27 protein-coding genes and 2 pseudogenes are annotated in these 24,522 nt (G+C 69.6%); 5 read left to right on the top strand and 24 right to left on the bottom strand.

Features of this window, described 5'->3' with window-relative positions; all coding sequences use genetic code 11:
* Positions 1–40 precede the first annotated feature (40 nt).
* On the top strand, positions 41–1,129 hold the full coding sequence (locus tag OG746_RS36555) for an IS630 family transposase (protein ID WP_266716961.1): 1,089 nt from the start codon (positions 41–43) through the stop codon (positions 1,127–1,129).
* Between the two features lie 93 nt (positions 1,130–1,222).
* Here the strand turns inward: OG746_RS36555 and OG746_RS36550 are convergent, their stop codons facing one another.
* From OG746_RS36550 to OG746_RS36535, 4 genes are all read right to left on the bottom strand, one after another.
* On the bottom strand, positions 1,223–1,663 hold the full coding sequence (locus tag OG746_RS36550) for a hypothetical protein (protein WP_266722603.1): 441 nt from the start codon (positions 1,661–1,663) through the stop codon (positions 1,223–1,225).
* Between the two features lie 346 nt (positions 1,664–2,009).
* Entirely contained in the window at positions 2,010–2,468 is a 459-nt protein-coding gene (locus OG746_RS36545; RefSeq protein WP_266722601.1) for a winged helix DNA-binding protein, read from the bottom strand.
* A complete protein-coding gene (locus OG746_RS36540; RefSeq protein ID WP_266722599.1) occupies positions 2,465–2,962 on the bottom strand; it encodes a MarR family winged helix-turn-helix transcriptional regulator in 498 nt (165 codons plus the stop codon). Before OG746_RS36540 ends, OG746_RS36545 begins: the two co-directional genes overlap by 4 nt.
* Positions 2,963–3,205: 243 nt before the next feature.
* Entirely contained in the window at positions 3,206–3,973 is a 768-nt protein-coding gene (locus tag OG746_RS36535) for a hypothetical protein (protein WP_266722597.1), read from the bottom strand.
* A gap of 516 nt (positions 3,974–4,489) precedes the next feature.
* On the opposite strand from OG746_RS36535, the gene OG746_RS36530 reads away from it, so the two are divergent.
* Complete coding sequence (locus tag OG746_RS36530; protein WP_266722595.1) at positions 4,490–5,131, top strand: SMI1/KNR4 family protein; 642 nt, start codon at positions 4,490–4,492, stop codon at positions 5,129–5,131.
* Positions 5,132–5,191: 60 nt separating this feature from the next.
* Here OG746_RS36530 and OG746_RS36525 read toward each other — a convergent pair whose 3' ends face one another.
* Positions 5,192–5,842 carry a prepilin peptidase gene (locus tag OG746_RS36525; protein WP_266722593.1) on the bottom strand — a complete coding sequence of 217 codons (651 nt, stop codon included), beginning with the start codon at positions 5,840–5,842 and terminating at the stop codon, positions 5,192–5,194.
* 57 nt (positions 5,843–5,899) lie between these two features.
* Positions 5,900–6,241: a hypothetical protein gene (locus OG746_RS36520; RefSeq protein ID WP_266722591.1), complete on the bottom strand. Its 342-nt coding sequence runs from the start codon at positions 6,239–6,241 to the stop codon at positions 5,900–5,902.
* On the opposite strand from OG746_RS36520, the gene OG746_RS36515 reads away from it, so the two are divergent.
* The gene (locus tag OG746_RS36515) at positions 6,236–6,385 is read left to right on the top strand and encodes a hypothetical protein (protein WP_266722589.1); all 150 of its coding nucleotides are present in this window, start codon (positions 6,236–6,238) and stop codon (positions 6,383–6,385) included. The genes OG746_RS36520 and OG746_RS36515 overlap by 6 nt on opposite strands.
* A 542-nt stretch (positions 6,386–6,927) precedes the next feature.
* Here the strand turns inward: OG746_RS36515 and OG746_RS36510 are convergent.
* From OG746_RS36510 to OG746_RS36490, 5 genes and pseudogenes are all read right to left on the bottom strand, one after another.
* Entirely contained in the window at positions 6,928–7,344 is a 417-nt protein-coding gene (locus tag OG746_RS36510) for a hypothetical protein (RefSeq protein WP_266722587.1), read from the bottom strand.
* A 121-nt stretch (positions 7,345–7,465) separates the two neighbouring features.
* A complete protein-coding gene (locus tag OG746_RS36505) occupies positions 7,466–7,939 on the bottom strand; it encodes a hypothetical protein (RefSeq protein ID WP_266722585.1) in 474 nt (157 codons plus the stop codon).
* Between the two features lie 96 nt (positions 7,940–8,035).
* Positions 8,036–9,868, bottom strand: coding sequence for a hypothetical protein (locus OG746_RS36500; RefSeq protein ID WP_266722583.1), 1,833 nt, complete (start codon positions 9,866–9,868; stop codon positions 8,036–8,038).
* Positions 9,869–9,954: 86 nt separating this feature from the next.
* A pseudogene (locus OG746_RS36495) lies at positions 9,955–11,015 on the bottom strand (AAA family ATPase).
* A gap of 331 nt (positions 11,016–11,346) precedes the next feature.
* Entirely contained in the window at positions 11,347–11,640 is a 294-nt protein-coding gene (locus OG746_RS36490) for a hypothetical protein (RefSeq protein ID WP_266722581.1), read from the bottom strand.
* A 1,137-nt stretch (positions 11,641–12,777) separates the two neighbouring features.
* On the opposite strand from OG746_RS36490, the gene OG746_RS36485 reads away from it, so the two are divergent.
* Entirely contained in the window at positions 12,778–13,503 is a 726-nt protein-coding gene (locus OG746_RS36485) for a transporter substrate-binding domain-containing protein (protein ID WP_266722579.1), read from the top strand.
* A 100-nt stretch (positions 13,504–13,603) separates the two neighbouring features.
* On the opposite strand, the gene OG746_RS36480 is transcribed toward OG746_RS36485, so the two are convergent.
* From OG746_RS36480 to OG746_RS36465, 4 genes and pseudogenes are all read right to left on the bottom strand, one after another.
* Positions 13,604–13,954 carry a hypothetical protein gene (locus OG746_RS36480; protein ID WP_266722577.1) on the bottom strand — a complete coding sequence of 117 codons (351 nt, stop codon included), beginning with the start codon at positions 13,952–13,954 and terminating at the stop codon, positions 13,604–13,606.
* The gene (locus OG746_RS36475) at positions 13,951–14,142 is read right to left on the bottom strand and encodes a hypothetical protein (protein ID WP_266722575.1); all 192 of its coding nucleotides are present in this window, start codon (positions 14,140–14,142) and stop codon (positions 13,951–13,953) included. The genes OG746_RS36480 and OG746_RS36475 overlap by 4 nt, the downstream gene beginning before the upstream one ends.
* The gene (locus OG746_RS36470; protein ID WP_266722573.1) at positions 14,135–14,311 is read right to left on the bottom strand and encodes a hypothetical protein; all 177 of its coding nucleotides are present in this window, start codon (positions 14,309–14,311) and stop codon (positions 14,135–14,137) included. Before OG746_RS36470 ends, OG746_RS36475 begins: the two co-directional genes overlap by 8 nt.
* 223 nt (positions 14,312–14,534) lie before the next feature.
* Positions 14,535–14,804, bottom strand: a pseudogene (locus OG746_RS36465) (transposase); the annotation flags it as partial.
* Between the two features lie 350 nt (positions 14,805–15,154).
* Between OG746_RS36465 and OG746_RS36460 the strand changes: the two are divergent.
* Positions 15,155–15,607, top strand: coding sequence for a VOC family protein (locus OG746_RS36460; RefSeq protein WP_266722571.1), 453 nt, complete (start codon positions 15,155–15,157; stop codon positions 15,605–15,607).
* Between the two features lie 35 nt (positions 15,608–15,642).
* Here the strand turns inward: OG746_RS36460 and OG746_RS36455 are convergent, their stop codons facing one another.
* The 9 genes from OG746_RS36455 to OG746_RS36415 form a co-directional block, all read right to left on the bottom strand.
* A complete protein-coding gene (locus OG746_RS36455; protein ID WP_266722569.1) occupies positions 15,643–16,632 on the bottom strand; it encodes an ArsR/SmtB family transcription factor in 990 nt (329 codons plus the stop codon).
* Between the two features lie 436 nt (positions 16,633–17,068).
* Positions 17,069–19,810 carry an AfsR/SARP family transcriptional regulator gene (locus tag OG746_RS36450; RefSeq protein ID WP_266722567.1) on the bottom strand — a complete coding sequence of 914 codons (2,742 nt, stop codon included), beginning with the start codon at positions 19,808–19,810 and terminating at the stop codon, positions 17,069–17,071.
* The gene (locus OG746_RS36445) at positions 19,807–20,280 is read right to left on the bottom strand and encodes a TadE/TadG family type IV pilus assembly protein (protein WP_266722565.1); all 474 of its coding nucleotides are present in this window, start codon (positions 20,278–20,280) and stop codon (positions 19,807–19,809) included. Before OG746_RS36445 ends, OG746_RS36450 begins: the two co-directional genes overlap by 4 nt.
* A complete protein-coding gene (locus OG746_RS36440; RefSeq protein WP_266722563.1) occupies positions 20,277–20,711 on the bottom strand; it encodes a TadE/TadG family type IV pilus assembly protein in 435 nt (144 codons plus the stop codon). Before OG746_RS36440 ends, OG746_RS36445 begins: the two co-directional genes overlap by 4 nt.
* Positions 20,712–20,715: 4 nt before the next feature.
* Positions 20,716–21,075 (bottom strand): TadE/TadG family type IV pilus assembly protein, encoded by a 360-nt coding sequence (locus OG746_RS36435; RefSeq protein WP_266722561.1) that lies wholly within the window; start codon positions 21,073–21,075, stop codon positions 20,716–20,718.
* A gap of 100 nt (positions 21,076–21,175) precedes the next feature.
* Positions 21,176–21,373: a hypothetical protein gene (locus tag OG746_RS36430; RefSeq protein WP_266722559.1), complete on the bottom strand. Its 198-nt coding sequence runs from the start codon at positions 21,371–21,373 to the stop codon at positions 21,176–21,178.
* 66 nt (positions 21,374–21,439) lie between these two features.
* Positions 21,440–22,342: a type II secretion system F family protein gene (locus OG746_RS36425; protein WP_266722557.1), complete on the bottom strand. Its 903-nt coding sequence runs from the start codon at positions 22,340–22,342 to the stop codon at positions 21,440–21,442.
* Positions 22,339–23,217, bottom strand: coding sequence for a type II secretion system F family protein (locus OG746_RS36420; protein WP_266722555.1), 879 nt, complete (start codon positions 23,215–23,217; stop codon positions 22,339–22,341). Before OG746_RS36420 ends, OG746_RS36425 begins: the two co-directional genes overlap by 4 nt.
* On the bottom strand, positions 23,214–24,503 hold the full coding sequence (locus OG746_RS36415; RefSeq protein WP_266725650.1) for a TadA family conjugal transfer-associated ATPase: 1,290 nt from the start codon (positions 24,501–24,503) through the stop codon (positions 23,214–23,216). The genes OG746_RS36420 and OG746_RS36415 overlap by 4 nt, the downstream gene beginning before the upstream one ends.
* Positions 24,504–24,522: the final 19 nt, after the last annotated feature.

Genomic DNA, 24,522 nt, shown 5'->3' with positions numbered 1-24,522 from the left:
TCCTGAGTCGTAAGTTCATGGGCGGTTGTAGGGTGGGGTAATGCCTGGTCCGACGCCGTTGCCACTGGAGCTCTCCGACCACGAACGCCGCGTGCTGCGGGGCTGGTTGCGCAAGCAGACCGCGTCTCAGGCGCTGGTGCTACGGTCGAGGGTCGTGCTGGCGTGCGCGGAAGGACGACCGAACGCGCAGGTCGCGAAGGACCTTGGCGTCTCGCGGGAGACGGTGCGCAAGTGGCGGGCACGTTTTACCGCTGACCGACTGGATGCCCTGGTGGACCAGCCGCGTTCGGGGGCGCCTCGGAAGATCACGGACGAGCAGGTCGAAGCCCTGGTGGCCAGAACCCTTGACCAGGCCCCGCCGGCGGGTGATTCGCACTGGTCGACGCGGTCGATGGCCGAAGCGGCGGGGATGTCGCAGTCGGCTGTCTCGCGGATCTGGCGGGCGTTCGGCCTCAAGCCGCACATCGTGGAGACGTGGAAGCTGTCGACCGACCCGCAGTTTGTGACCAAGGTCCGTGACGTGGTGGGCATTTACCTCTCTCCACCGGAGAACGCCCTGGTCCTGGCGGTGGACGAGAAGTCGCAGATCCAGGCCCTGGACCGAACCCAGCCCGTGTTACCGATGGCGCCGACGGTGCCGGCGAAGATGACGCACGACTACGTCCGGCACGGCACGACCAGTCTGTTCGCCGCCCTGGACATCGTCTCCGGGTCGGTCATAGCCCAGCATTACCGCCGCCACCGCCACCAGGAGTTCCTCCGTTTCCTGAAGGTCATCGACGCCGCCGTCCCCAAGGACCTCGACCTTCACCTGGTCCTGGACAACTACGCCACTCACAAGACCGAGCCGGTCAAGAAGTGGCTACTGCGGCATCCCCGGTTCCACCTGCACTTCACCCCCACCTCTGCGTCCTGGCTCAACCTCGTCGAGCGCTGGTTCGCCGAGCTGACCTGCCGCAAACTCCGCCGCTCGGCCCACCGCAGCGTCGTCGAACTCGAACGGGACATCCGCGGCTGGATCAACGAGTGGAACAAGAACCCCAAGCCGTTCATCTGGACGAAGACCGCCGACGACATCCTCGACACCCTCGCCGCGTACTGCACACGCATTAACGACTCAGGTCACTAGGTCGTGAACCCGTCTACCAGGGGCTTCGCCGGTGTGTCAGCTCAACAACCCAACCCGACAGCCAGGTTGGAAGACCCTCAGTGTGAGGCCGTTCTAAACCGACTGCCTGATCCAGACAAACACGACGATGGCCGCGAAGCCCGCGATTGCCGTTTGCACCAACGCGCTCTGAGGGAAGTCGTTGGTTTCACCCTCTCCGTTCTCCTCGCGGAGTGCCCATGCGGCAACTTCCTGTTGGTGCCCCAGAAATCCGAGCGGGATCGTCAACAGGACGAGCGTGCAGAGGATCAGCACATCATTAACCCTGTATCCCCCGCCCAGGTAGGTGAGGACAGACATCACCGCCATGACCGCGGGAGTGGTGGCTGCTTTGATTTTGAAGGATCGGGTCGGCATCCACCTGACCATGAGGATCAGATAGACAGCCGCAGAAGCGGCCGCCACGAGGAACAGTACGACCGAAGGGATGTAACGAAAGGCCACCAGAATTTCCTCACCGATCAACACTGCTGAATGCCCGATCGATGAGGGCACCCAACAGCAAATCTAGCGTTTTGACCACCGGGTATTCGCGGGGTTGATGTTGTGCTGTTCTTTCTTCAGGGATGCTTGCGTGGCGGTTGTGCCGCCTTGATCTGCTGCTCGCGGGATGCCTGATACGCGATCCGGCACGCTTCGCCGGCGGCCGGCTCCGCCGCTGCGGCGTCTCAGCCTTCCTTACGAGCGGACTGGCGAGCGTTGACCTCGGATTGCTGCGCGCTCATGGCGGATGCGACGGCTTCGCATGCCGTGCCGGAATCTCCACGCCTACATGATCCGGATCAAGGACCGTAATCGAACCACCCTGTAATCAGGCCCAGTTACAGGGCTGATCGGGAGGTCAGGCGGTCAGCGCCGCAAGCTCCGCGTTGGCGCGCTCTGTGACCCGGGCGAGAACGCGGCCGGCGGCGGCCAGGTCCTCGGTGGGGATCCCGCCCCAGATGCGGGCGGAGATGGGGGCGGTCTCCGCGCCGGTGGCGGCGAGCAGCTCGCGCCCCGCGTCCGTGGGGCGCAGGTGCGCTCCGTCGGCGACGAGCAGTTGCTTGGCCAGCAGTTCGTCGAGGGTGGCGCGGATGTCGGCCGGATCGGCCTTGAGGGAGCCCTGGACCTGGGTGATGAGGTCGTCCGGCGTCTGCGGGGTCGCGGCGGTGATGGCGGTGCGCAGGGTGACCTGCTGCTGGAACGTGGCGCCGTGCCGGGCCAGGACATGCTCCAGTACGCCGCGGGCGGCATAGTGCGCCAGGGCGAGGCCGCGGGCGTCGACAGCGGGCGCGGTGGCGATGGATGTGGTGGTGGTCATGGTGTTCTCCTCTGAGTGCTCTGGTCGTTCGGTACGGCTGGAGCGAGAGGTGCGTCGAGCAGGGTCGTCAGCTCGTCGGTGAACGCGCGCGTGCGCGGGGCGTCGAGGCCGCCGAGCGGCTCCAGTAGCTGCTGAAGCAGTTCCTGGACCACCGTGATGGCCTGCCGCGTGACAGCCTGCCCTTGCCCGGTGAGCGCGAGCTGCACGGCGCGTGGGTCGCGCGGATCGCGGGTGCGCTCGATCAGGTCGGCCGACTCCAGGGCGCGCGCCAGCTTCGAGACGTACAACGCCTCCAGGCCGGTGTGGTCGGCGAGTTGGCGCTGACTGGGCCGCCCGCCGGTGCGCTGCATGCCGTGCAGTGACGCAACCAGTACGTACTGCGCGTGGGTGAGACCCAGCGGAGCCACCGCGCGATCGACCGCGACACGCCACTTGTTGGCGAGCCGCCATACCAGGTAGCCGGGCGTGGGGCCCGGCGATGAACCCTTGCTCATACAAAATAGAGTACACAGCTACTATGTCTATGGCTACTATTTTCCGGGACGGGACGCCGCGCTCAGCGCAGCAACGCACCGGCGGAACACCTCCAACGGGTCTGCCTCGCCCTCGTCATGTACTCAGGAGTGCAGTGACACCTCGGATGCGTTGCGACCGAGCCCGCTCACACAAAGTGACCGACTAGGACAAACAGAAGCTCCGGCAGGCCGGGGCCGCACCGGGCTCCTGGAGCAAGCATTTCAGGCGCCCCTTCCGGCACTCAGGTCCGCGCTGGTCCGCTGACGAAACTGCGGGAATCGCTCTGCCTTCGGATCCAGCACGTCGATGAGGTTGATGAGTTTCTGCTGGAGCTCCGCGAGACGGGGTGCAGCCTGCGCGGTGTCCTCAGCGAGCCGGTCGATGTCCTCGAGGAGCGGAGTGAACCACCGGCGGAACACGTCATCACCCTCGAGCTTCTCGCAGAACTCGGCGTAGCCCAGGCACTTGCGACGTCCTGGCTCTCCATGCGAATGCACCATCAGTTCTCCGATGGCCCGTTGCTCGGCGCGCCAGAGACGCAGTATGTCGTCGCCCGCAGAAACAGTTCGGTTCAGAGCTGTACTGATGGACGAGATGATCTCTACGGCGTTCCGATTGGCCCGTGACTGTCCGAGGTCGAGGAACTGGATGTCCTGCCGGAGAATCTCCACCCACCCCAGGTACTCGGCGAGCACGAACACAGTGCTCCGGCGCACAAACTCCCGCTGCTTCGGCGTGCCTTGCACATGAAAGGAGCTCACGAATCCGTGATGCGGGCCCTGCGAGCGATCGGTCTCATGGCCGCGCAGGATGTTGTACAACCTGGACTGCAGATCGTATGCGGCCCAGGCCAGCGAGGCCCCATAGGAGTCCATCAGGTTCCGCTGTTCGACAAGACGCAGGCGTCGCTGCGTCCAGTAGCCGAGCACCGCCGTCGTGGCAGCGCCGACCAGCGCCACGAACGCGGACACCAACGTCAGTACATCCACCGCACCGCTCCCTGAGTGCTCGCCGGCCGTCCCCCGTCCGCGCCGCCGACCAGGTCGGGAACGCGGGCATCGAGCGTACCGCCGGCCCCTTCCGCACCTCCCAGGAATCGACCGACAGGCGCACGTCACCAAGCGGATCGAGGCAGCCAAGTGAGCCGGCGCCGCAGCAACAGCACACAGCGAGGCCACTCCAAGTGGCCCCGGAGTCGGCCGTTTCTGCCCCTGCCCTGAGACGCAAGAATGCCCGCACCTCTTCAAGCCACGATGTTGCTACTGGTCACAGTCGACGGATCCGGGTGCTGGTGATCACCCAACTCGTGGCGGCCGACAAGGACACTGCCCGGGTCACGACCCACGAATCGACAGTTGAGGGCCCCGCGCCCCACAACGAGAGCATCGATCTCGAACCCGCACCGGCCGGGAACTCCACGCACCCGACCAACGAACTCCTGGGTGCACACGTCCTGATTGATCGGTGTCGCTGCTAATGGCTGGGTAGCGTGTCGGTCGTGAGTGATGACATACAGCATGCGCAAGCCATGGAGGAACGCCAGGTCGCTGACGCCTGGCGCCGTATCCAGTCAGTCGTGGCTGCATCAGCACGCTCCGGCGACCACGGACAAGCTCCTTCCCGGAGCGTCCGATGCAGAGATCGATGCCCTGCAGCAGGAACTGGGCGTGCGTATCCCGGCGGGGCTCAGGGCCTTGTGGCGCCACTGTCCGGGAGTGCTGCCCGGCCCGTGGGTGCGGTTCTTGTTGGGTAACTGGGCGCCGATGAAGTTCGATTCGGTGATCCGAAAGTACCGGAGCATGCTGGAGATGCAGCAGCATGAGGACGAGTTGAATAACCGTCGCAGTGAGCCAGGTGAGGAGTTTCTGCTGTGGCGCGCTTCGTGGGTCCCGTTCTGCTCAGACACAGATCGCCTCTTCGGCCTCTGTCTGGATGCGGAAACCGGGAAGCTGTGGTCGTGGAGCAAGTACGCCGAGCGGGCTGTGGAGTTCGAGTCACTGTCGTGCTACTTGGAGGAGATGGCCGACATCTTCGAAGTGCCGTCCTTGGCCACCGGCGCGAAGCCAGGGTTGATCGACGGAGCGCTGACGTGGGGTACACCCACTGATCCTGATGAGCGGGCATTGTGGCGGCCGCTTGCCAGGTGAGACATGCGGGGCAAAGCCCACGAACCGGCGCTACCGCGTAGTGCGCGTGACAATCACCGACTATCTGACCGCCCCGACCAGCACCGCGACCCACGCCCCGAGGGCCAGGAACGGGCCATACGCGAACGCCACCGCGCCCTGGGCGGCACGGCGCATCCGCACCACCAGCACGTACCCCACACCCAGCAGTGGCGCCGTCAACGCCCCGACCACGAAGGGGTGCCAGCCATACCAGCCCGCGATGGCGCCGGTCGTCAGCGCGGTCTTCACATCACCGAACCCGATCCCGTCCGGCACGGCCAGAAACAGCAGGAAGTAGCTGCCCACCAACAGGGCACCGCCCAGTATGGCGGCACCGAACGAGCCACCAGTCCGCGGGAGTTGGGAGGCCAGCGCGAGGCCGGCAACGACCAGGGCCGCCAACGGCAACGTGATCACGTCGGGCAGCCTGCGCACCGCCAGATCGACGCACGCCAGCACGACGAGTAGCCAAGCGACCACCAGCCAGAGCACCAACTCCGGGCGCCAGCCGACCGTGTACGCCGTACTGGCACACACCCCGCACAACACCGCGCCGCTCCCCAGGCCATAGCCCGGCCCCCGCCGTGCAGGCGACTGCGCAGAGCTGGATCCGCCGGTGGCGAAGTCCACCGCCCTGGGCACCGCTAGCCCGGCGATGAGGCTGTACACGCCTGCCAGGATCACGAGCATGCCGACCTCCGCTTCCCAGTCACCGGCGAGGTGCACCGCAGGCCGATTACCGACGCTTCACCCTGCTCGTCCACGCTGCACCCCCGACCGGTCAGGGTCGGACTCGCCGCGCTCCACGTAGCCCTGTTCCGTCGCGTCTCTCTGAGATGGTTCCGGCAGGGCCAGTTCGATGACCGGGCGCACTGAAAGCGTGGTGGTCACGTCGTCGAGCAGCGGCACGAGCGCCTTTACAGCGAGGCCGTCCAAGACTGAGAGATGGCACAGCAGGTCCGGGTCCGTCAGCCGCGTCGGCCCGTCGGGATCCGCATGCCGCAACAGGAGGGCCGCCGCCTCACGGACGATCCACGACGCCGGCGCCTGCAGTGGGTCGGCGTCATCGAAACTGTCAGCAGCTTGCACCAGGACAGCGGCGAGGCTTACGCGGTCATCGTCTTCCCCTGCCCGGAGACGGTCGCGGGCCGCGAGGAGCAGTCGATGAACGTCGCGTCGGTACGGTCGGTGAACGGCGGAGCGCGTCATCCCGGCCTCCGTGCGCAGCAGTGATGTCGGCGTGGCATGGCCAGGGAGTCGGCACGCTCGGCGTCGGCGAAGGCGCGGACGCCGACGCAGGTTCGCTTCCTGGATGCGCTGGCGGGGTGGTACGCAGGTTCAGTTGTCTGCTCCTTCCTGTCCTTCATGTGCGGCCCCGGCGGGACGAGAACACCGCGGAGGGAGGACTCACTGCGATTGTGTCCACGTCACCCGGCCGCCGACCGCAGCCGTCAGCACGACCACCACATCGGGTGATCCCAACGGCTCCAGCGGGAGGCTCCCGACTTCAGCCGAAGGCCTCGCGGTTGACGGTCTTATGGCCGCGACATCACGAGGCGAACCGCGACGTGGCGTCGGCCTTCGCCGCGCAGCCCGCAGGGCCCCTCGGCGGGCAGGCCCTGGGGACGGAGCGTTGAGGTAGGCGACTGCCGGGCCCCTCCCTTCGGCCGTGACGAGTTGCGCGTGCGGGCGTGTGCGTGGGGTGAGGGCGGGCTGGCGGTCATTGGTGCGGTGGCCCAGGGCTGGGTGGGCACGACCAGCCCTGCACGGAACGTTCAGCGCGCGAACTCACTCGCGGGGCCGCTAGCCGGGCTGGGCGGCGTTCCTGGGGTGTGCTGCCACAGGTGTACGTATGCCTCAGCCTGCTGCCACCAGGTGGCCAGCCTCGACCCTGGTCGGGCGGTGCCGTTGGTGTGGTTGAGGATGACGATCTCGAAGGGGTCGCCGTCCTGGTCGAAGTCGAGGCGGGTGCGGTCCAGTTCGCCGTGTTCGTGGTGCAGGACGTGGAGCGTGAGGGCGAAGGCGGTGTTGGTGCGGTCGGTCCGCAGGATCGCGGCGCTGATGACGAGTTGGGGATTCGTCGGGGAACCCGGGGCGTAGAGGGTGTCGCCGATGAGGTGCCAGTCCGTTGCGGAGTCGGTGGCCGTGGTGTTGAGGATCATGGTGAGGATGTCGCGGTCGGTGATGCGCATGGTGGTGTCTCTCCTTGTTTTCTGGCGGGGCGATGTGTGGGTGGTCGAAGTTGGTGTGGTGTGTTCGCGGGTCCCGGTGGCGGGCGCGGTGTGTGGGTGCCGCGCCCGCCGTGGGGGTGTGTCAGGTGCAGGCGCCGAAGCGGCAGGTGTCGGTGTGTGCGGGGTCGTCGTCGAAAGTGGGTGGCAGGGCGTTCTGGCGGTCGCAGTCTTCGCGGGTGAGGGTGCGGGTGAGGTGGGTGCCGAGGTCGGCGAGGTGGCGGATCTCGGCGAGGGGTACCGGGGCGGCGCATTCGGGGCAGGGGCCGAGGAGTTCGAAGGCGTCCTCGTCGTACAGGGGGAAGCGGGCCAGGAAGGTGTACGTGTCGCCGGACTCGGGGCAGGCGGCGGTCGCGAGGACCGGCTCGCCGATCGTTGTGCGGCGGCGCAGGTGGTCGGGGGTGGTGGTGATCTGGTCGAGGGGCAGGCCGAGGGCGGCGGCGAGGCGGACGGCGGTGCGGGCGTGTTCGGCGCCCCGGTACTGGCCGTGCGGGCTGAGGGCGGTGTTGTGGCGGATGTAGACGGCGGCGGCCTGGGCGCGTTCGGCGATGCTGGTCATGACGTGTTCTCCGTTCGGTGCGGTGCAGGTTGGTGTGTTGTTCGGTTGGGGGTGGGGCCCGGCGGGGCGTGGTGTGTCCCGCCGGGTGTGGGTGTGTCAGGTGTGGGTGGTGGCGAGGGCGGCCTGGGCGGCGGTACTGATCTGGGCGGCGGCCTGGGCGGGGTCGGTGAGTTGGAGGAGGGTGGTGCCAGGGCAGGGGGTGGGGTCGGGTTCGAAGGCGAGCCAGAGGGCCGCGCAGCCGCTGGCGCGCAGGGCCTGGATGCGGGTGGTGGCGGCGGTGTGTTCGTCTTCGGCGTAGGCGCCGTCGGAGGCGATGACCACCAGGCGTCCGGCGCCCGGGCGGCTGAGGCCGAGGGCGGCGTCCAGGGCGTCGAGGGCTTCGGCGAGGTTGTGGCCGAAGCCGTTCGCGTGGAAGCGCGGCACCTGGGCCGGGGTGCGGCCCGGTGCGGTGATCGCGGTCAGGCAGCAGTCGTACGCGATGGTCGCGGCGCGCGAGTCGGGGTCGCTCAGGGAGGTGGCGCGGGCCACGATCCAGGCGGCCGAGGCGATCGGTCCTTCGGCCTCGCCCATGGAGCCGGAAACGTCGACCGCGATGCCGACCCGCAGCGGCGGGGTCGGGGTGTGGTGGTGCACGGTGCGGGTGAACGGGGTCGCGGTCGGGGTGGCCCCGGCCGCCCGCTGGGCATCGCGGGCCAGGGCCTGACGCATGTTCAGCCGTCCCGGCGGGGCCTGCGAGGCCACCGTCGTCTGGGTGCGTTCACGGTAGGAAGCGGCCCGCAGGCCCCGGGCCAGACGCCCTGCTGCCGCCTTCTCTTGGGTGGTGGGGGTGCGGGTGCCGCGCAGCGGGGACCAGGCGGGCCCGTCGGGGTCGTGCGGGTCGAAGGGGCGGGCGCCGGGGGCGAAGATCTTCTTGGCCAACGCGGCCGAGGTGCGGGCGTGTTCGGCCTGGGACGTGCGGGCTTGGGTGCGGGCGCGCTGGGCGGCGCTCGCCTGCTCACGGGCCTGGGTGGCGGCGTGTTCGGTGGCGTGTACGGCGTCGACGGACTGGCTGATCGCTTCGGCGAGTTCGGTGTCCGGGGCAGCTTGCAATGGTGGGGTGGGGGCGGGCCGGTCGGGGTCGGCGGTGAGGGCATCACACCAGGCGCGGCCGTGGGCGAGCATCGCCTGTTCGTCGTCGTCGGCCGTAGTGTGTGCGGCACTCCAGATGTCGGCGAGGGTGGCCAGGAGGTCGCGGCCGAGGCGGGCGGTGAGGAGGTGGGCGACCGGGTCGGTCTCCGCCTCATCGAGGATGCCTGCGTCGCGGCGGGCGAGGAGGAGACCAGCGGCGTGCGCGGCCTGCCACACATCACCTGCGGCCGGGGCCTGGGTGGTGAACTCATCCAGGATCAGGGCGTGGACGGCGGCGCGCAGCCAGCGTCGGTCATGCGGGCGGCGCCTGAGGTGGGCGGCCTCGGCGCGGGATTCCTCCAGCAGGGCGGAGGCGGCGCCCAGGGCGGTGCCGCGCAGTTCGGGTGGGGTGGACCAGTGGGAGTGGGCGGCGTGGGCGGCCTCGTGGACGAAGGCACCCCAGGCGGCCGGGTAGTTCTCCTCGTCGCCGGGTTCGAGGGGGTCGATGGTGTGTGCGGGGTGCGGGGCGAAGAGGGCGGCGTCGATCTCCAGGGCGGCCAGGGTGGGCATGAAGGCGGCCGGGGCGCCGGAGCGGGTGCCCGGTTCGCAGGTGACGATCACGTCGTCGCGGTCGGCGAGTTCGGGCAGCCGCTCGGTCAGCGCGGCCGAGATCCGCAGCCAGTGCCCGGCCTGCGGGCCGCGCCGGGGCAGGGCGGCGGGGCCGCCGTCGTCCTCCCAGCAGGCAGCGGCCAGTTCGTCGTCGGTCACGGCGGGCGGGGTGTGCTGGAGGTGACTGTTCAGGAGCGTCGTCGATGCGGGCATGGCGTGTCATTCCCTTCCAGGGGAGGCGAGTTCGGGGTGCGCAGGGGCCGGGCGGTGTGAGGGGTGCCCGGCCCGGCCGGGGGCGATCAGAGTTGGCGGCCCAGGGCGAGGGCGGTGATGGGGCGGCCGATGGCCTTGGTGACGATCTCGGCGACCGTGTCCCGGTCCTCGAGGGGTGCGATGCCGACCAGGTTGGCGAAGGCGACGTCCGCGCCGAGTACGTCGGCGATCTTCTGGAAGGCGATCAGTTCGCGTAGTTGCGGGGCCCAGCCGAGTTCGCCGCCCGCCTGCCGGGTGGCGATGTTGCGGGCGATCCGTACCGCCGTCGCGTTGATCTTCAGGGCTTTGGCGAGGTCGTAGTCGGAGGCCACCTGGATCTGCATGCTGAACCGTGAGGCGAGCGCCTCGGTGAGGACCGCGCCGTGCACGCCGGGGTTGTGTCCGGCGATCACGTAGAAGCCGTCGGCCGCCTCGATCGTCTCGCCCTTGTGCGCCTTGACCTGGATCTGGCGGCGCCCGTCCAGGGCCGGGTAGAGGGCGGCCAGGACCTTCGGGGAGATCAGGGTGGCGTCATCCAGGAGGAGGGCGCGACCCTCCATCATCGCGGCCACCAGGGGTCCGTAGATGAACTCGTAGCCGCCCGCATCGGTTTGGGTGTACTCGCCGACCAGGTCCCCGACCGTGGTGTCCCCGTCGCCCGCCACCGTGATCAGGTCGGGGAAGGCCGCCTCGATCAGGGAGGTCTTGCCCGTGCCCGGCGGCCCGTACAACAACACCGGGACGCTCGCCTCGCGCAGGCGTTGCAGGGCCTCGACATCGGGCAGGTTCTCCAGCGCCCTCGGGTGATACGTCTGCCCGTTCGGGCGGGTGATCGGGGCCGGGCGCCCGCCCGACGCAGGTGCGGGTGCGGGGCGCGGGCGGGGCACCGCCGCCGAGGGCGGGGTGGGGTTGGAGGTCGGCTGGGCGGCGGCCCGGTGGTCGAAGTCGCCTGGTAGGTGCGGGGTTTGTGGCCGACCCGTTCGGCCTCGCCCCGGGTGACCAGCGTCTCGCAGGCGTTGCCGACCGCTCCCCCGGAGTGCCCCAGCTGCTTGGCCAGCTCGGTGACCGTGTAACGGCCCTGCGGGCTCACGGCCAGGATCGCGGCCACCCGGGCCCGTAGTTCACCGGGGCGGGCCTTACCCGGAGCGGTGGGCAACAGGGCGGCGGGCGGGGCGGGTTGAGGCGATGGCGGCGGGGTGGGTGTGGCCATGGCGAAGCCTTCCTCTCACTGGGTAAAGGAGAAATTCGGTGGGGGTTCCTGCCACCCGCCGCGCCGTCGTGGTGGCGGCCGGTTCGGGCATGGGGGTGCCGTGGCACCGGCCTCATGCGGTCTCGGTGCAGGGTCTGACTCAGGGGGGTGCCGCGCTCGGGCGGCGGTCGAACGGCTGGGGCCGGGTGGGCCCGCCGGGTGTGCGGCGGGCCCGTGCCGGGCCTAAATGTCAGCCGTCGAGGTCGGTCAGGGTGACCGTGACGTGCGCGCCGAGCACCGACTCGATGTCGGTCCTGCGGCGGGTGTTGGGGGCGGTGACGCTCACCCGGATCCGGGACCAGGCCCGCCCCATCGTGTGGCCGTTCTCGACCTCCATCAACGTCCCGGCGAACGTGACCGGTTCACCGAACCTGCCGAACCCGAGCTCCTCCCAGGCGTCCTGGCACACCAGCGTTTCGAACTCGATCCAGTGCAACGCGTCCGCCTGCCGCAGCTCGACCGCGTTCACTTTCCGCCCGTCCAACCGAATCACCCCTTTTTCTGAATTCGGCCACCCGTTCGGAAATTCCCCCGCCGGGCCGCTTTCGCATTTCCCGTTCCCGCCTTTTCGGGAACAATTTAAATATAGCTCGACTCGGGCCCGACCTGAAGCGGGATTCCGGCTTGATAATGCTGGAATTCTCGTGAATTCACGACCGGAATTCCGGGGAATTCGGGAAGCGGCGACGCTTTGCGTCGTGCGCGGCACGCGGGGCGACCGATTGCCAGGCGGCCTGCGGGCGCCGGCAAACCCGCAATTCGAGCACACGTCCGAACCAACCGGCCCGGCACGGCGGCCCGGCACGGCGGCCCGGCACGGCGGCCCGGCACGGCGGCCCGGCACGGCGGCCCGGCACGGCGGCCCGGCACGGCGGCCCGGCACGGCGGCACCTGCGGCTCCGCCTCGTGCCGCCTCCAGGCCTCCCAGACCTCCTGGGGGCCGGCCGGTACAGGAGGAGAAGAGGAAGGAGGAGGAAGAGAGGAGAAGGGGAAGGGGGAAGAGGAAGGGAGAGGAGGTGGAGCGGAAGCTGCAGGGGAAGTGAGCGGAAAGTGAGACACGAAGCGAGAGGCGGAGGGGTGTGGGGAGTAGATCGGGACAGGTTCATCCACCGATATGCAGGCTGGCCCGGCCCGCCATGGCAGACCGGGCCGTGACCAGCCGGTACGTGCCCCGCAGGGTGCTCCTGTGCAAGCAGGACGCCGGGTTCGAGCCCCATGGAAGGACGAGGGACTCGACGTACTGCAGGACTTCGACTCTCGACGGGCCTGCAAGGTCCACTGATCCGAACTCAATCAAGCCAGGAGCACCCAGCACCCCGGCGTCGGGCCGGCGCGAAGACGAGCCCTTCACCGGTGTTTGCCACGACATCTGACCCTGGAGCCCGGCGGGCACCGGCGGCGTCCCACCCGCCTATTGGCTGGACGCCATGAACCACGCCCGCTCCACATACGTGTAGGTCGACGGCGGAAGGGACGGGAACCCGGATTGAGCGGTGGGCTGAGCCGGGCCCTCAAGGGCTTCAACAAGGCGCACTCATGCGGAACGCAGACGCGATCTTCCTTACCGACCCTTGAACCTTCGACCTCGAACGATCGAGCAACTGCCGCCTAGGCTCGGAGCATGACGCCCACAGATGCAGAGATTGCCCGCGACCTCGCCCCCACCGGGGTGCTGCGCGCCTCCATCGACCTCGGCAATCCAGTCCTCGCCCAGGGCACTCCAGACGAGCCGTCCGGAGTCACTGTCGAGCTCGCCCGCGAGGTTGCCGCACGTCTGGAACTGCCCGTGCAGTTCAGCTGCTTCGATGCGGCCCGCAAGTCATACGCCGCGATGTCCGAGGGTCACGCCGACCTGTGCTTCCTGGCCGTCGATCCAGACCGCGAGAAGGACGTCGCATTCAGCACGCCGTACGTGCACATCGAGGGGGTGTACGCGGCACCAGTGGACGCAGCATTCACCTCTGCCGCCGACGTCGACCGCGACGGAGTACGCATCGGCGTCAAGAAGGGGTCCGCGTACGACCTCTACCTGAGTCGCACCCTGCACCACGCCACCGTGGTACGCGGTGACGAGGGGGTCGACATCTTCCATGCCGAGGACCTGGACGTAGCGGCCGGCATCCGCCAACCACTGACCGTGCACGTTTCCCAGACGGCCGAACTGCGTCTGCTGGAGCCCGCGTTCATGACGATCCGGCAGGCCGTGGGCACCACAAGGGGGCGAAGCCCGAAGACCACACGGTTCCTCAACGAGCTCGTGACCGAGCTGGTGGCGTCCGGTTTCGTCTCCAAGGCGCTGCGCCACTCCGGCCAAGACCCGACGCTCGCTGCCCCCACCGCAGTTTGACGGAGCCTGGAAGCCACGCCACCCTGCGCCACTTGGGGTCTGCGCCGTGGGCTCAGTGACGCCGTCCCATGTACCCCGCCCACGGCTCTTGCCTGTGCGGCTACCAGTTCATGTGCCGGGGCATGCGGCACTTACCAGCGGAGTCCATCGAGGGGCAGTCGTCGTCGCCGACCGCGATGACGAGCGCCGCACACAGCGCCAGTACGACGAGGACGACCACCAGGCCGGTACGGGTGAGCAGGAACCGACTGATACATGTGCCGGTGCGGCCGAGGCGCCGGTCGCGCTGCACCGTGGCACGGCGCAGGTTCCAGACAGCGCAGACGGCGACGGTGACGGCACCGAAAGCCGCCGACACCCAACCGTCATGGAAGAGGCCCTGAGCGACGTAGGCGAACATGCCGCCGAAGAACAGCGCGTACATGCTCCGGACGAGCACCGTATTGATCATCGTCTTCGACCTTCCGGCCGTTCGGCGCGCCAGGCACGGAAGTGGTGAACGGCTTGGAGGGCGAGGGCGGTGATCACCGCTTGGATGCCGGTATCCCCGTCCCCCAGGGCGCGGCCGACCCAGCAGACGGCGAAGAGGCCGACCACAGCGAGGACTATTCGCACGAGGCGGCGCAGGTACCTACTCATCTTCACCGTCCACGTCTTCGTACTCGGGCTGGCCGGTGCGGCGCCACCACCACTGGTAGATGACCTGAGACCCGGTGACACTGATCCCCAGGACGATCGCCATCTGCCAGTCGCCAATGATGAGCCCCATGGCGCCGTAGATGACGACGGCGAGGGCGAGGTAGACCACAATCTCTCGGACCTTGAGCTGCTTCGGCGGGTCCGGATGCGCCCCATCAACTTCAGCCGGTACTTCAGGCGCAGCTTCATCGGTTCGCCTTCGCCAGCCGGCCCGCGTCACGGATGTTCTTGACGATGGCCACAAGCAGCACGCCGAAGACAGCCCCCACGAGGGCCCACAACCACCACGGCATGACCACGGCGGTGTCGGTACCGAATCCGCTGGATCGGGTGGTCAGACCGGTCTCGGCAAGGCAGCCGTCTATGAGGTCGCTGCGGTACTGGATGTGCCGTAAGCCGCGTCGGATGCGCTGGATGAGGTGTTCGGTTGTGCTGAAGGCGACGCTGGAGAGCCAGTCTGGTCGCAGCAGTGACCAGATCCCTTCAACGGGGTTGAGGTCGGGTGCGTAGGGCGGGAGGTCGTAGATGGTCAGCCACTCCCGGCCTCGGGCGAACTTTCGCAGGTCGGCGGCTTTGTGGACGTTCAGGCTTGCCGTAACCAACCCGCTACATGTTGAAGCGGAACGGCGGCGCGGCCCACACAGCAGTGGAAACGCCCCGGTCGGCGGTCATCGAACCAGCAGCCGGCGTGCCGCCCACCGGCAGCTTCGCGGCTCGGCCGGGCGACCGTTTCATGCGATGGCGGCGGGCGCCCTCCACTGAGGCGGTCGGTTCTGCCGGCCGACCTGCCGCCCGCCTTCGCGGCGGCCAGCAATCCCGGTCGACGCTCGCGATTAACACACCCGGCACCATGACCTTTCGACCCACGTCGAATCGATTGGATGCCCACGACCCTGGCGCCAGGCTGAGCTCAGCAACCGCAGGACCCGTCCATGCGATATGAGGAGACCTCATGATCTTCGTCAACATCACCACAACCGACCTCGAGCGCAGCAAGGCCTTCTACACGGCGCTCGGGTGCGCCATCAACCCGATGTTCACCGACGAGAACGCCGCGTGTGTCGTCTGGGACGAGAACACGAGCTTCATGGTGCTCACCCACGGGCACTTCTCGCAGTTCACCGACAAGCAGATCGCCGACCCGCACACGGTCGCCCAGGTGCTGCTGTCGTTCTCGCGCGACTCGCGGGACCACGTCGACAGGACCGTCGACGCCGGTGTCACCGCGGGCGGCCGTGAGCCGCGCGCCGCGCAGGACCACGGGTTCATGTACGGGCGCTCCCTCGAGGACCCGGACGGCAACGTCATCGAGTTCCTCTACATGGAGCCCCAGGCCAGCGAGCAGGGTCCGGAGGCGTACGTCGCCGAGCACGGCGCGGGACCGGACCTCGTTCCCGGTCGGTGACCCGGCGCCGGCCCCGGATGCGCTCGTCCGCCGCGTCAGACGCGGTGGACGAGCGCATCGCCGAGCGGCGTGCGCGCGTGCAGCACGCGCCGCCCGGCACGCCGGGACGCGATGAGCCCGGCGGCGCGCAGGGCATCGAGGTGGTGGGATGCGGTGGAAGCCGCGATGCCGGCCTCTCCTGCTGTCTCCGTCGTGGACAGCGGCGCGCCGAGCGCGACGAGCACCGCGGCGCGGCTCTCCCCGAGCAGGCCCGCCAGCGCGTCCGTCGAATCGGCACGATGCCACACCTCGGACACACCGAGCGCGGGGTAGAACAGCGTCGGCTGCGCGGGCGGCTCCGTGAGCACCGCGCAGTGGCGCCCGAAGAACGACGGCACGAGCACGAGGCCCCGCCCCTGGCAGTCGACGATCTCCTCGTGTCGTTCCATCCGCACGCGCACGGTGTCGAAGCCGGTGTCGGCGCTCCACTCGACGGCTTCGCCGAGATCGGCCGCCATCCCGGCCAGACCGTCCGCGGTCATCCGTCGCACCCGAGAGCCGATGTCCGCGTGAAGGATGCGTTCGATCTGCGCCCAGTAGGGCGCGAGTGCGGCCTCCCAGAGCGCCTCGACGTGGCGCACGATCATGGCGCGGATCCTCGCGGGATCGGCCGCCATCCTCTCGAGCGCGGCCCGCGCGACGCCGGCGCTGCGGACCGCGCGCTTGCGCAGGTCGACCGAGATCGGCTCGAGCGGCGCCTGTCGCAGCCGCTCGATCTCGTCCGCAGGCGTGAGATCCCACGACGCGGCCGACGTGAACAGATCGGGTGCGTACCCGGTTTCGCCCACGACGAGGCGCAGCAACTCGAGGGACTCCCGCGGGACATCGTCGCGAACGGCGCGCAGCCATCCCCACTGCAGCGGCTGCTCCTGCGGTCGGCTGAGGGTCCGCACCGCGTGGACGATCTCATGCCCTGGCGACATGCCGAATCGGACGGTGGAGATGTCCTCCGAAGCAAGGCGGAACTCGACATACTTCTGCGGCACGTCGAGCAGGCTACCGCCGACACGACTCAGCCGATCGAGCGCGGCCCGGCTCCGTGCAGCGACGCGCGGCTCGAAGCGCTGAACTTGCCGCGGCGAACAGCCGCTACGTCCAAGTCCACCCGTAGCGTCCGACGAGGCAAGCCGGGCGCCGATGCCAGGGCCCGTACCGCCCTACAGATCCGAAAATCCAGATCGTCAGTGCCGCGGACATCCGCCTGGCATCAGGCCCTCGACGACTACCCGCATGTCCGGTCCGGACGCGCCGACGAACGGGCTCAAGACCAATCAGCGTCCGACAGACCCACCTGAAGAACACCACAACCAGCGAAAATCCAGCACCGGGAACACCAACGTAGGTCGGTCTTGCCCTCGGTATGGGTCAACTGGTGGCGTGGTGGGTCAGGGTCCCGAAGCGTACCCGTTAGGGAGGCCACGCCTATCGGGCGACCGTCGCCTGTGGGGCGTCGTGCAGTAGTGCGGTGGTGGCTGGCTCGGGGTGCTCGTCGATGTCTGCGAGGCGGTGGGTGAGGAGCGCGAGCGTGCGGTGGGCCGCGTCGTCGCGGCCGACGGCGCGCTGAAGTTTGATGATGCGCCGGTAGACGCGCTCGTTGGTGGGGTCGAAGTCGGCGGCCTGGTTGAGGAGGGCGAGCGCCGGTTCGGGGTCGGCGGAGTGCTGCGCCATGTGGTCGGCGAGGAGCATCAGCGCGTCCACGGCCTGCCGGTGCAAAGCCAGGCGTGGGCCCTCGACCCACAGGTAATCGGCGCCGTCGCACAGCGGACCGCGGTAGGTCTCGGCCGCGCGGCGCAGGGCGTCGGCGCGTGCGTACGTCGTCGTCTCGGCTGCCGCTTGCCGCAGCGCGTCGATGAAGGCCGAGGTGTCCGTGGCGACCAACTGCGGGTCAAGACGCTGACGATCCCCGCTCAGGACAACAAAGGCCGGGCTTTTGGTGCCGGTGGCGTCCCGCAGGAGGCGGCGGGCGGCGCGGCGCAGGTTGGCGATCCGCGGGTTTCTCTCCTCCGGGCTGCCGCTGAGGTTCATCTTGTCGGCGATTTCCTCGGCGTGCAGTCCGCCCGGGTGGGCGGCGAGCAGGGAGAGGTATTCGCGGGTTCCTTCTTTTCGCGCGTCGGCCAGGACGCATTCTTCACCGCGGATCGTGAGGGCGAATCCTCCGAAGAGGCGCAGGTGAACGGGGCGGCTCGTAGTGTCTGGCTCTTGTCGGCCTTGGAGGGTGTTGTCCTGCACTGTGGGTGCGGCCGATGGCCTGGGCGCCTTCGTCGTAGCGGGCGGCGCGTTCTGGGCGGGGGCCGGCGGATCGGTGTCGGCTGCCTGGACCTGTTGTCCGTGGGCGGCGAGCAGTGTGGTGAGCAGTTCGGCAGCCGGGGTGGGTGCGAGGGTGAACAGGGTCGCGCTGGACAGTGCCGGAATGTCTCCGTGGGCGGATCCGTCTTCCTGGACATGTACCGCCGTGGATGTGCGAGAAGCGCTGCCGAGGGTGAGGACCGCCAGGCGCCCCGGGGCGGCGCGCGCCGCGAGCGCTGCCAGTCGTGGACCCTGCTCGTTGCCGAGGGCTGTGACGTCGGCCAGGAAGACGGACATAGCCGAGGCGGTGGCCTCGTCATGGACCAACTCACTTCCCGATACGCCCTGTTCGTGGCGCGCGTGTTCCAGGAGAGCGTGTTCGGCGGCATCGACCGCGGTGCCGAAGTCGTCGGTGACGCTCCACCCCGCGGCGAAGCCTCGCGGGCCGGCAGGCAGGAGCCGGGCAAGTGTCGCGGCAGGGATGAGGAGTCGTACGGCGGCCAGCCCGGGCCGTAGGCGTTGAGCGGCGGTGGCGATGGCGATCGTCAGAGCCCGGGTGGCGTCCTCGGCGCCCGGGCCGGTGAGGTGCACTCCGCCGGGGACGGACAGGGCGTCGACCAACACCTCGCGGCCAGCACATTCGGCGATGGAGACCGTGCCCGCAGGCAGGGGCTCAGCGGGCTGCGGCATGCGGGGCAGATCGTCATCCGTGTCGTGGCGAGCGGATCGCGCGGACAGGGTGCCGTGGTGGGCGCGTTGGACGGCAGTGTCGAGGGCCGGTTCGCTCGTCACTTCGTCGTGGCCGAGGGTGGGTTCGCGGTGTCGGGCCGCGCGGCGGCGTGCGAAGGCGAGGGCTGCGGTGATGCCGGCCGCGGTGGTGATGCCGATGAAGGAGGCGCCGCCGACGCCGATGGTCACTGGCCGCTGCGCACTGGCACGTGTGTCGGATTCCGGCCGCTGCTCAGGGTGTCGTGCAGGTTTCGTCGGTGGTGCTGCCTGTTGGTGCGGTGTGGCCGTCTCCGGTGACGGGGGCGTTGAAGGGGTTGGAGCCGGTTCCGGCTTCGGCGCGGGCCTGTCGGGCTTCGGGCCGTCCGGTTCGTGCGGTGGTGTGCGGTCGTGGGCGGCTGGGATGCGTAGCTCCCAGCCTGGTCTGATGAGGTCGGGGTCGGAGAGTAGTTCCCCGTTCGACTGGCGGATGGTGCAGCTGAGTTGGTAGATCCGTGGCCACTTGACCGGGTCGCCCAGGTGCGCGGCCGCGATGTCCCACAGGGTGTCTCCGGGTTCCACGGTGTATTGCACGTACGCGGGTACTTTCGGCTCGCCGCGGTGGCGCTCGCCCTCCTGGGCGGATGGTGCCGCTGGGTGCTGTGGCGCCGTGGCCACGACTCGTTGCAGTGGGAGCGGGCCGCCAGTGGTGGTGGCCGCGTGGGCGGTGGGCAGGCGCCACAGTCCGACGAGCGCCAGCAGCAGAGTGCCGACCAGCAGCGCGGCGGCGGCCCGGTGGGCCGGCAGGGCTGCTGCGTGAAGGCGCAGCGCACCCGTTTCCCGTACGAGCTCTGGGAAGTGGCGCACCACACCAAGTGTCTCGCGGGCCAGGATGGCCATGGCGTAGGCCCAGAACGTCCAGGCGGTGTAGGCCAGCAGGTGCAGGATGAAGGTGTCGCTGACGGGCTGGCCCAGGTGACCGGCGAGGTCGTCCAGCGAGTGGACTTGTTCGGGCCAGGGTGCGCCGACGCTCAGGAGCAGCGCGTACGGGATGCCGGCCACGGCAATCGTCAGGGCGGCGGCGCTCACCAGCAGCCGCACGATGACGACAGCCGCGCCCCGAAGTGTCCGCCGTCCGTGGGGTGTTGTGATCTCGCGGGACGTGCGGGTCACGGTGTCCCTCCGTCGGCCTCGTCCCAGGGTGTGGTGGTGCCGCGTTCGATGCGGGCGGTGGCCTGGGCGTGTGTGGTGAGGGTGCCGATGCCGACCAGGGAGAGGACTTGGGTGGGCTGGTGGTGTGTGACGGAGACGGTGGCCTGGTCGCCGGTGACGCGGACCCGGGCGCTGTCCCCGGCCGCCGTGGCCCGGGCCAGTGCGGCGGTGCGTGCCGGGCCCGTGTCCAGACGCATTTCCTGGGTGGCGCGCAGGTGGTCGAGGTCGACCATCTGGCAGGCGGAGCGGGCCGCTTCCTGTGCGGTGTCGGCGGCCCGCACCTTGCCCGCGAGGGCAAGTCCGCCGTCGATGACGAGCCCGGCGAACAGGATCAGTGCCGCGGCCATGACCACCACCATCGCGGTGATCTGTCCGTCATCAGCCCGCATCGCCGCTGGCATCCGTACCTGCCGCTTGTGGTGCCGCCTCATCCGCGTACTCCTCGGTAGAGATCGACGACGGAGGTGGCCCGTGCGGCGATGGTGTGGTCCGGCAGACCGGGGGTGTCCGGGTCGACGTGGCAGGTGACGCGTACCGTCACCACGCTGCCGGGCTGGAAGCCGCCGGTGATCGCGGCGATGTGCGGGTTGCGGCAGGACGAGCCGGCTCCGTTGAGGCTGGCCGTTGCGGCCGACTGCGCCTCGGTGTTCCCTTGCGGTCCGGATCGGGCCAGGGAGGCGGCGCGGGCGGCCTGGTGGGCGGCTTCGTCTGCATCGAGGCGGGCTCCGGCGAGCCGTCCGAAGTCGACGGCGATGAGCAGGATGAGAATCAACAGCGGTGTGAGCAGGACGAGTTCGGTGGAGACCGAGCCCCGCTCGTCGCGTGCCCGCGCCGCTACGGCGGACAGTCGGCGTCGACGCATTCGCTCACTCCCCCGCCGGTGACGACCAGCGTTCGACCGGCCCGGCCGCATGCCCTGTCACCTGCAGATCGAGGCCCGGTACGACGGCGGCCACGCCGCCGTGCACGCTCACGGTGACCTGTGCGGCGCCGCGCCGCACGTCCACGGCCGGATGCTGCAGCACCCTTCCGCCCAGCAGTTCGAGGGTGGACGAGGCCCGCGCGCTGCCCGCGGCGGCGGTCGAGTCCTCGGCGCGGGCGGCTGCCAGGGCGCGCGAGGCGGCCGTCTGAGCGATGTGCTGGGCGTGCGCGGCCAGCGCGAACTGCACGATCAGCAACAGCAGCGTCGCCAACAGCGGCATGGCCACCACCAGTTCGGTGGTCACCGAGCCCCGGTCGGCCGCCGCCCCGCCGGACAGCGACCGGAACCGGCCCCGAATCCGAGCCGATGCCCGGGCCCAGCTTCGGGTTCGGGCTCGTGGCCAGCTATCCAAGGTCGATTCCGTTGGCCTTGGCGGTGACCTTCGCCGCGATGATCCCGACGACGGTCATGGCCAGGATGGCCATCAGGGCGATGACGATGACGGCTTCGGTGGTCATCCCGGCGTCTCCGCCCTTCTTGTTCTTCTCTTTGATCCAGTGGCCCCAGCGCCGGGCCGTGGCGGGGATGGTGTGCATCTGCATGACGAACCTCCTGATGTGTCCCCGTGGGCCGTGAGGGCCCGGGGAGTGTTGCGGGTCGTACGGGTGTCAGAAGCCGGCGAGGACTTTGTGCATCGCCGGGAACCCGATGAAGATCAGAAACGCGGTGAACAGGACGACGACCGGCAGTGACATCCGTTCCGTCGCGGCCTGTGCGGCGCCGTCGTTCTCGGTGAGGCGGCGGGTGCGCATCGCGCTCGCCTTCGCCTCCAACGAGGCCCGGATCTTGGCTCCTTCACTGCCCGCGAGGGAGACCGTCGCGGCGAGTTCGGTGAGTTCGCGTACGTCGCTGTGGCGGCCGAGTTCGCCGATCTCGTGCCAGACGTTGGTGCGGGAGACCTCGGCGGCGGTCAGTGCGCGCCGCAGTTGGGCGGCGGCCCAGCCGTGCACGGAGGCGCCGGCATCCCCCAGGGCCTGGTGCACTCCGGCGCCGCCGGCCAGGGCGACGACGGTGAGGTTGAGGAAGACCGACAGCGTGTGCCGCAGTTCGTCGCGGCGCCGCCGCGCGGTCGCGCGTACGCCCAGGTCCGGGGTGAAGAACAGCACGGCGCCGACCGCCAGAGATCCCGCGGCGGAAGCCTGCCAGCCGGGACCCGTCCCGGTGAGTGCCCACAAGGCCGCCATCGCCGCTCCGGGCGCGATCACGCCGACGAGTCCGGCCGCGGCCTTCTCCGCCAGGAAGTGCTCCGCCTCCACCTCCGCGAGCCGCAGATCCCGTCCAAGGGAGCTGCCGGGCAGGCCGATCGCTGTGAGTGCGGGGACGGCACCGCGTCCGGCGCGCGCCGCCCAGCCACCCCGTCCTCCCGCCCTGGCCATGGACGGCAGGGGTACGGGCAGCGGTTGGCGAAGCGCGGCCACTCGCTGTGCCAGGGACGGCCGCGGTGGATGCAGGCCGTAGACGGCCAGGGCCATGAAGGCGCCGAAGCCGATGCCGAGCAGGATGCCGGTCACCGGCCGTTCACCTCCCCGGCCGTTCCGGCCGCGGTGGCGGCTTTGAGGACTCGCGGTTCCTGCGGCAGTGCCGCGGTCTTCGCCAGCCACCACAGGCCCAGGCCGAACAGCGTCCCGATCACGGCGAGCACCAGCTGCCCCACGGTCGTTCCGTACGGCTGCAGGTAGGGCCGGTTGAAGACGACCAGGCCGCCCGCCATGCCGAGGGTGGTGACGGTGATGACGCGTACCGAGGTACGTACCCGGGTCCGGCCGGCTTCGGTCCGCAGCCGCATGGTCACCTGTTCCCGTGTCGCGAGTGCCAACGTACCGAGCAGCGGCGCGAGTTGGCGTGCCTGGCGTTCGGCGGCCATGGCCAGGGCCGCGACGACCATGTCGGCGACCGGGTCATCGATGTCGTCGGCGAAGGCGCGCAGCGCGTCCCCGAGCGACTGCCCGTCGTTGATCCGCGCTGCCATCGCCTCGGCCGGTTCCTTCAGTGCGGGTGGGGCGACGGGCACGGTGGCGAGGATCGCCTGCTCCAGGCCGGCCGCGGCCGACAGGGTGTCGCGCAGCATCTCCGCCCAGGTGGCCAGGGCCTCCAGTACCTCGGTGCGGGCTCCTGCCTGCCTGTCCCCGCCCAGCAGCCGCGGCAGCGTCAACGCCCCGACCAGGGCGAGCAGTCCGCCGACCGGCCAGCCGGTGAGCAGGGCGACGGCGAGTGCGCCCGCGCCGGCGAACAGCAGCCGGCGCCCGCTCAGCGAGGCCGGAAGCCGCCCGCGCCATGATGCGGTGCTCCGCGCGGCCGGTGCGCGCAGTCCGTAGGCGAACAGGCCCATGGAGCAGGCGAATCCGATGCCCAGAGCCAGGCCCCACAGCATTCGTGTCGTCATCATCCGGCGCTCCTCCACCTCTCACTGCGCAGCAGCGCGACATCGAGTCCCGCGTTGACCAGGCCGTCCAGGGTTTCGGTACGCAGCGGCGCGCCGGCCACGGCGCGGCCGTCGGGGCCCGGCCGGTAGATCTCGTTGGAGATGACCTGGCCGCCATCTGCTCCGACGACCTCGCGCACCGAGTCGATCGTGCGACGGCCGGCGCGGTCCCAGCCCAGGTGCACCACGAAGTGCAGCGCGGAGGCGATCAGCAGGTTGGTGGCCTCCAGCGACAGCCGCTCGGGCGACTGCGCCGCGTACGCGGCGAGCTTGGTGAACACCCCCGCCGAGGTGGAGGCGTGGATGGTGGACAGAGATCCGTCGTTGCCCTGCGACATCGCGTTGCACATCGGGACCATCTCGGAGCCACGGACCTCGCCGACGATGACCCGGTCCGGCGACATGCGCAGCCCACAGCGCACCAAGTCCGCCTGGTCGATGGCGCCTTGACCTTCCAGGTTCGCCTCTCGGGCCTGCAGCGCCATCACATTCGGGTGAGCCTCCAGGTTCTCGTGCAGGCCGAGCTCGAAGGTGTCCTCGATGGTGACCAGACGCTCCCCCGGCGGGATCGCGGAGATCAACGCCCGGGCGACGGTGGTCTTGCCGACGTTCGTGCCACCGCCGATCATGATGTTCTTCCGGTCCCGCACGGCGGCCGTCAGGAAGTCGGCCATCGCCTCGTCACACACCTCAAGGCGGGCGACCAGATCCTTCATGGTGACCTGCTTGTAGCGGTGCTTGCGGATCGTCAGCCCCACCCGGTGCGAGACACCCATCACCGCGAACATGCGGGAGCCGTCCGGCAGCGCCACGTTCAGCGCCGGGGAGCCCCGGTCAAAACGGCGCTCCTCCAGCCCCGCCCGGGCCGCAATCTGGCGTACCAGGTCGACGAGTTCCGCATCGGAGGCCGCCACCGCGCCCCGCCGTTCCTCACGACCATCCGCGTAGCGGACGAAGACCTGGTCCGCGCCGTTGATCTGAATGTTCTCCACCTGCTCGTCGGCCAGCAGCTCCTCCAGCGGACCCAGCCCGAACAGCGCCTCCATCACCGCGCGTTCGATCCGCTCGCGCGCACCGTCATCCAGTACGGTGCGCCCCGAGGTGAGGCGGGTCTGGTTGTAGGCGGTCAGCTCGTCGCCCAGGAGCCGCCGGGCCAGCGAGCGCCGTTCGGCGGTGTTCTGCACGGGCAGCCCGGACTCCGTGCGCGTATGCGCGAACCCGGCCAGGGAGCGACCCACCGACTCCCGCATCGCCTCGACGGCGACCTGC

The organism is Streptomyces sp. NBC_01016, from assembly GCF_026341035.1.
Classification (GTDB): Bacteria; Actinomycetota; Actinomycetes; order Streptomycetales; family Streptomycetaceae; genus Streptomyces.
The sequence above is the reverse complement of the archived record's forward strand: the minus strand, read 5'-3'. Positions and strand labels throughout refer to the sequence as shown.

Bases quoted from the DNA above. Each gene is read 5' to 3' on its own strand.
- OG746_RS36555 (WP_266716961.1), top strand. From the start codon at position 41: ATGCCTGGTCCGACGCCGTTGCCACTGGAGCTCTCCGACCACGAACGC.
- OG746_RS36545 (WP_266722601.1), bottom strand. From the start codon at position 2,468: ATGACCACCACCACATCCATCGCCACCGCGCCCGCTGTCGACGCCCGC.
- OG746_RS36540 (WP_266722599.1), bottom strand. From the start codon at position 2,962: ATGAGCAAGGGTTCATCGCCGGGCCCCACGCCCGGCTACCTGGTATGG.
- OG746_RS36530 (WP_266722595.1), top strand. From the start codon at position 4,490: ATGACATACAGCATGCGCAAGCCATGGAGGAACGCCAGGTCGCTGACG.
- OG746_RS36525 (WP_266722593.1), bottom strand. From the start codon at position 5,842: ATGCTCGTGATCCTGGCAGGCGTGTACAGCCTCATCGCCGGGCTAGCG.
- OG746_RS36510 (WP_266722587.1), bottom strand. From the start codon at position 7,344: ATGCGCATCACCGACCGCGACATCCTCACCATGATCCTCAACACCACG.
- OG746_RS36505 (WP_266722585.1), bottom strand. From the start codon at position 7,939: ATGACCAGCATCGCCGAACGCGCCCAGGCCGCCGCCGTCTACATCCGC.
- OG746_RS36500 (WP_266722583.1), bottom strand. From the start codon at position 9,868: ATGCCCGCATCGACGACGCTCCTGAACAGTCACCTCCAGCACACCCCG.
- OG746_RS36485 (WP_266722579.1), top strand. From the start codon at position 12,778: ATGACGCCCACAGATGCAGAGATTGCCCGCGACCTCGCCCCCACCGGG.
- OG746_RS36480 (WP_266722577.1), bottom strand. From the start codon at position 13,954: ATGATCAATACGGTGCTCGTCCGGAGCATGTACGCGCTGTTCTTCGGC.
- OG746_RS36475 (WP_266722575.1), bottom strand. From the start codon at position 14,142: ATGAGTAGGTACCTGCGCCGCCTCGTGCGAATAGTCCTCGCTGTGGTC.
- OG746_RS36460 (WP_266722571.1), top strand. From the start codon at position 15,155: ATGATCTTCGTCAACATCACCACAACCGACCTCGAGCGCAGCAAGGCC.
- OG746_RS36445 (WP_266722565.1), bottom strand. From the start codon at position 20,280: ATGAGGCGGCACCACAAGCGGCAGGTACGGATGCCAGCGGCGATGCGG.
- OG746_RS36440 (WP_266722563.1), bottom strand. From the start codon at position 20,711: ATGCGTCGACGCCGACTGTCCGCCGTAGCGGCGCGGGCACGCGACGAG.
- OG746_RS36430 (WP_266722559.1), bottom strand. From the start codon at position 21,373: ATGCAGATGCACACCATCCCCGCCACGGCCCGGCGCTGGGGCCACTGG.
- OG746_RS36420 (WP_266722555.1), bottom strand. From the start codon at position 23,217: ATGATGACGACACGAATGCTGTGGGGCCTGGCTCTGGGCATCGGATTC.
- OG746_RS36415 (WP_266725650.1), bottom strand. From the start codon at position 24,503: ATGCGGGAGTCGGTGGGTCGCTCCCTGGCCGGGTTCGCGCATACGCGC.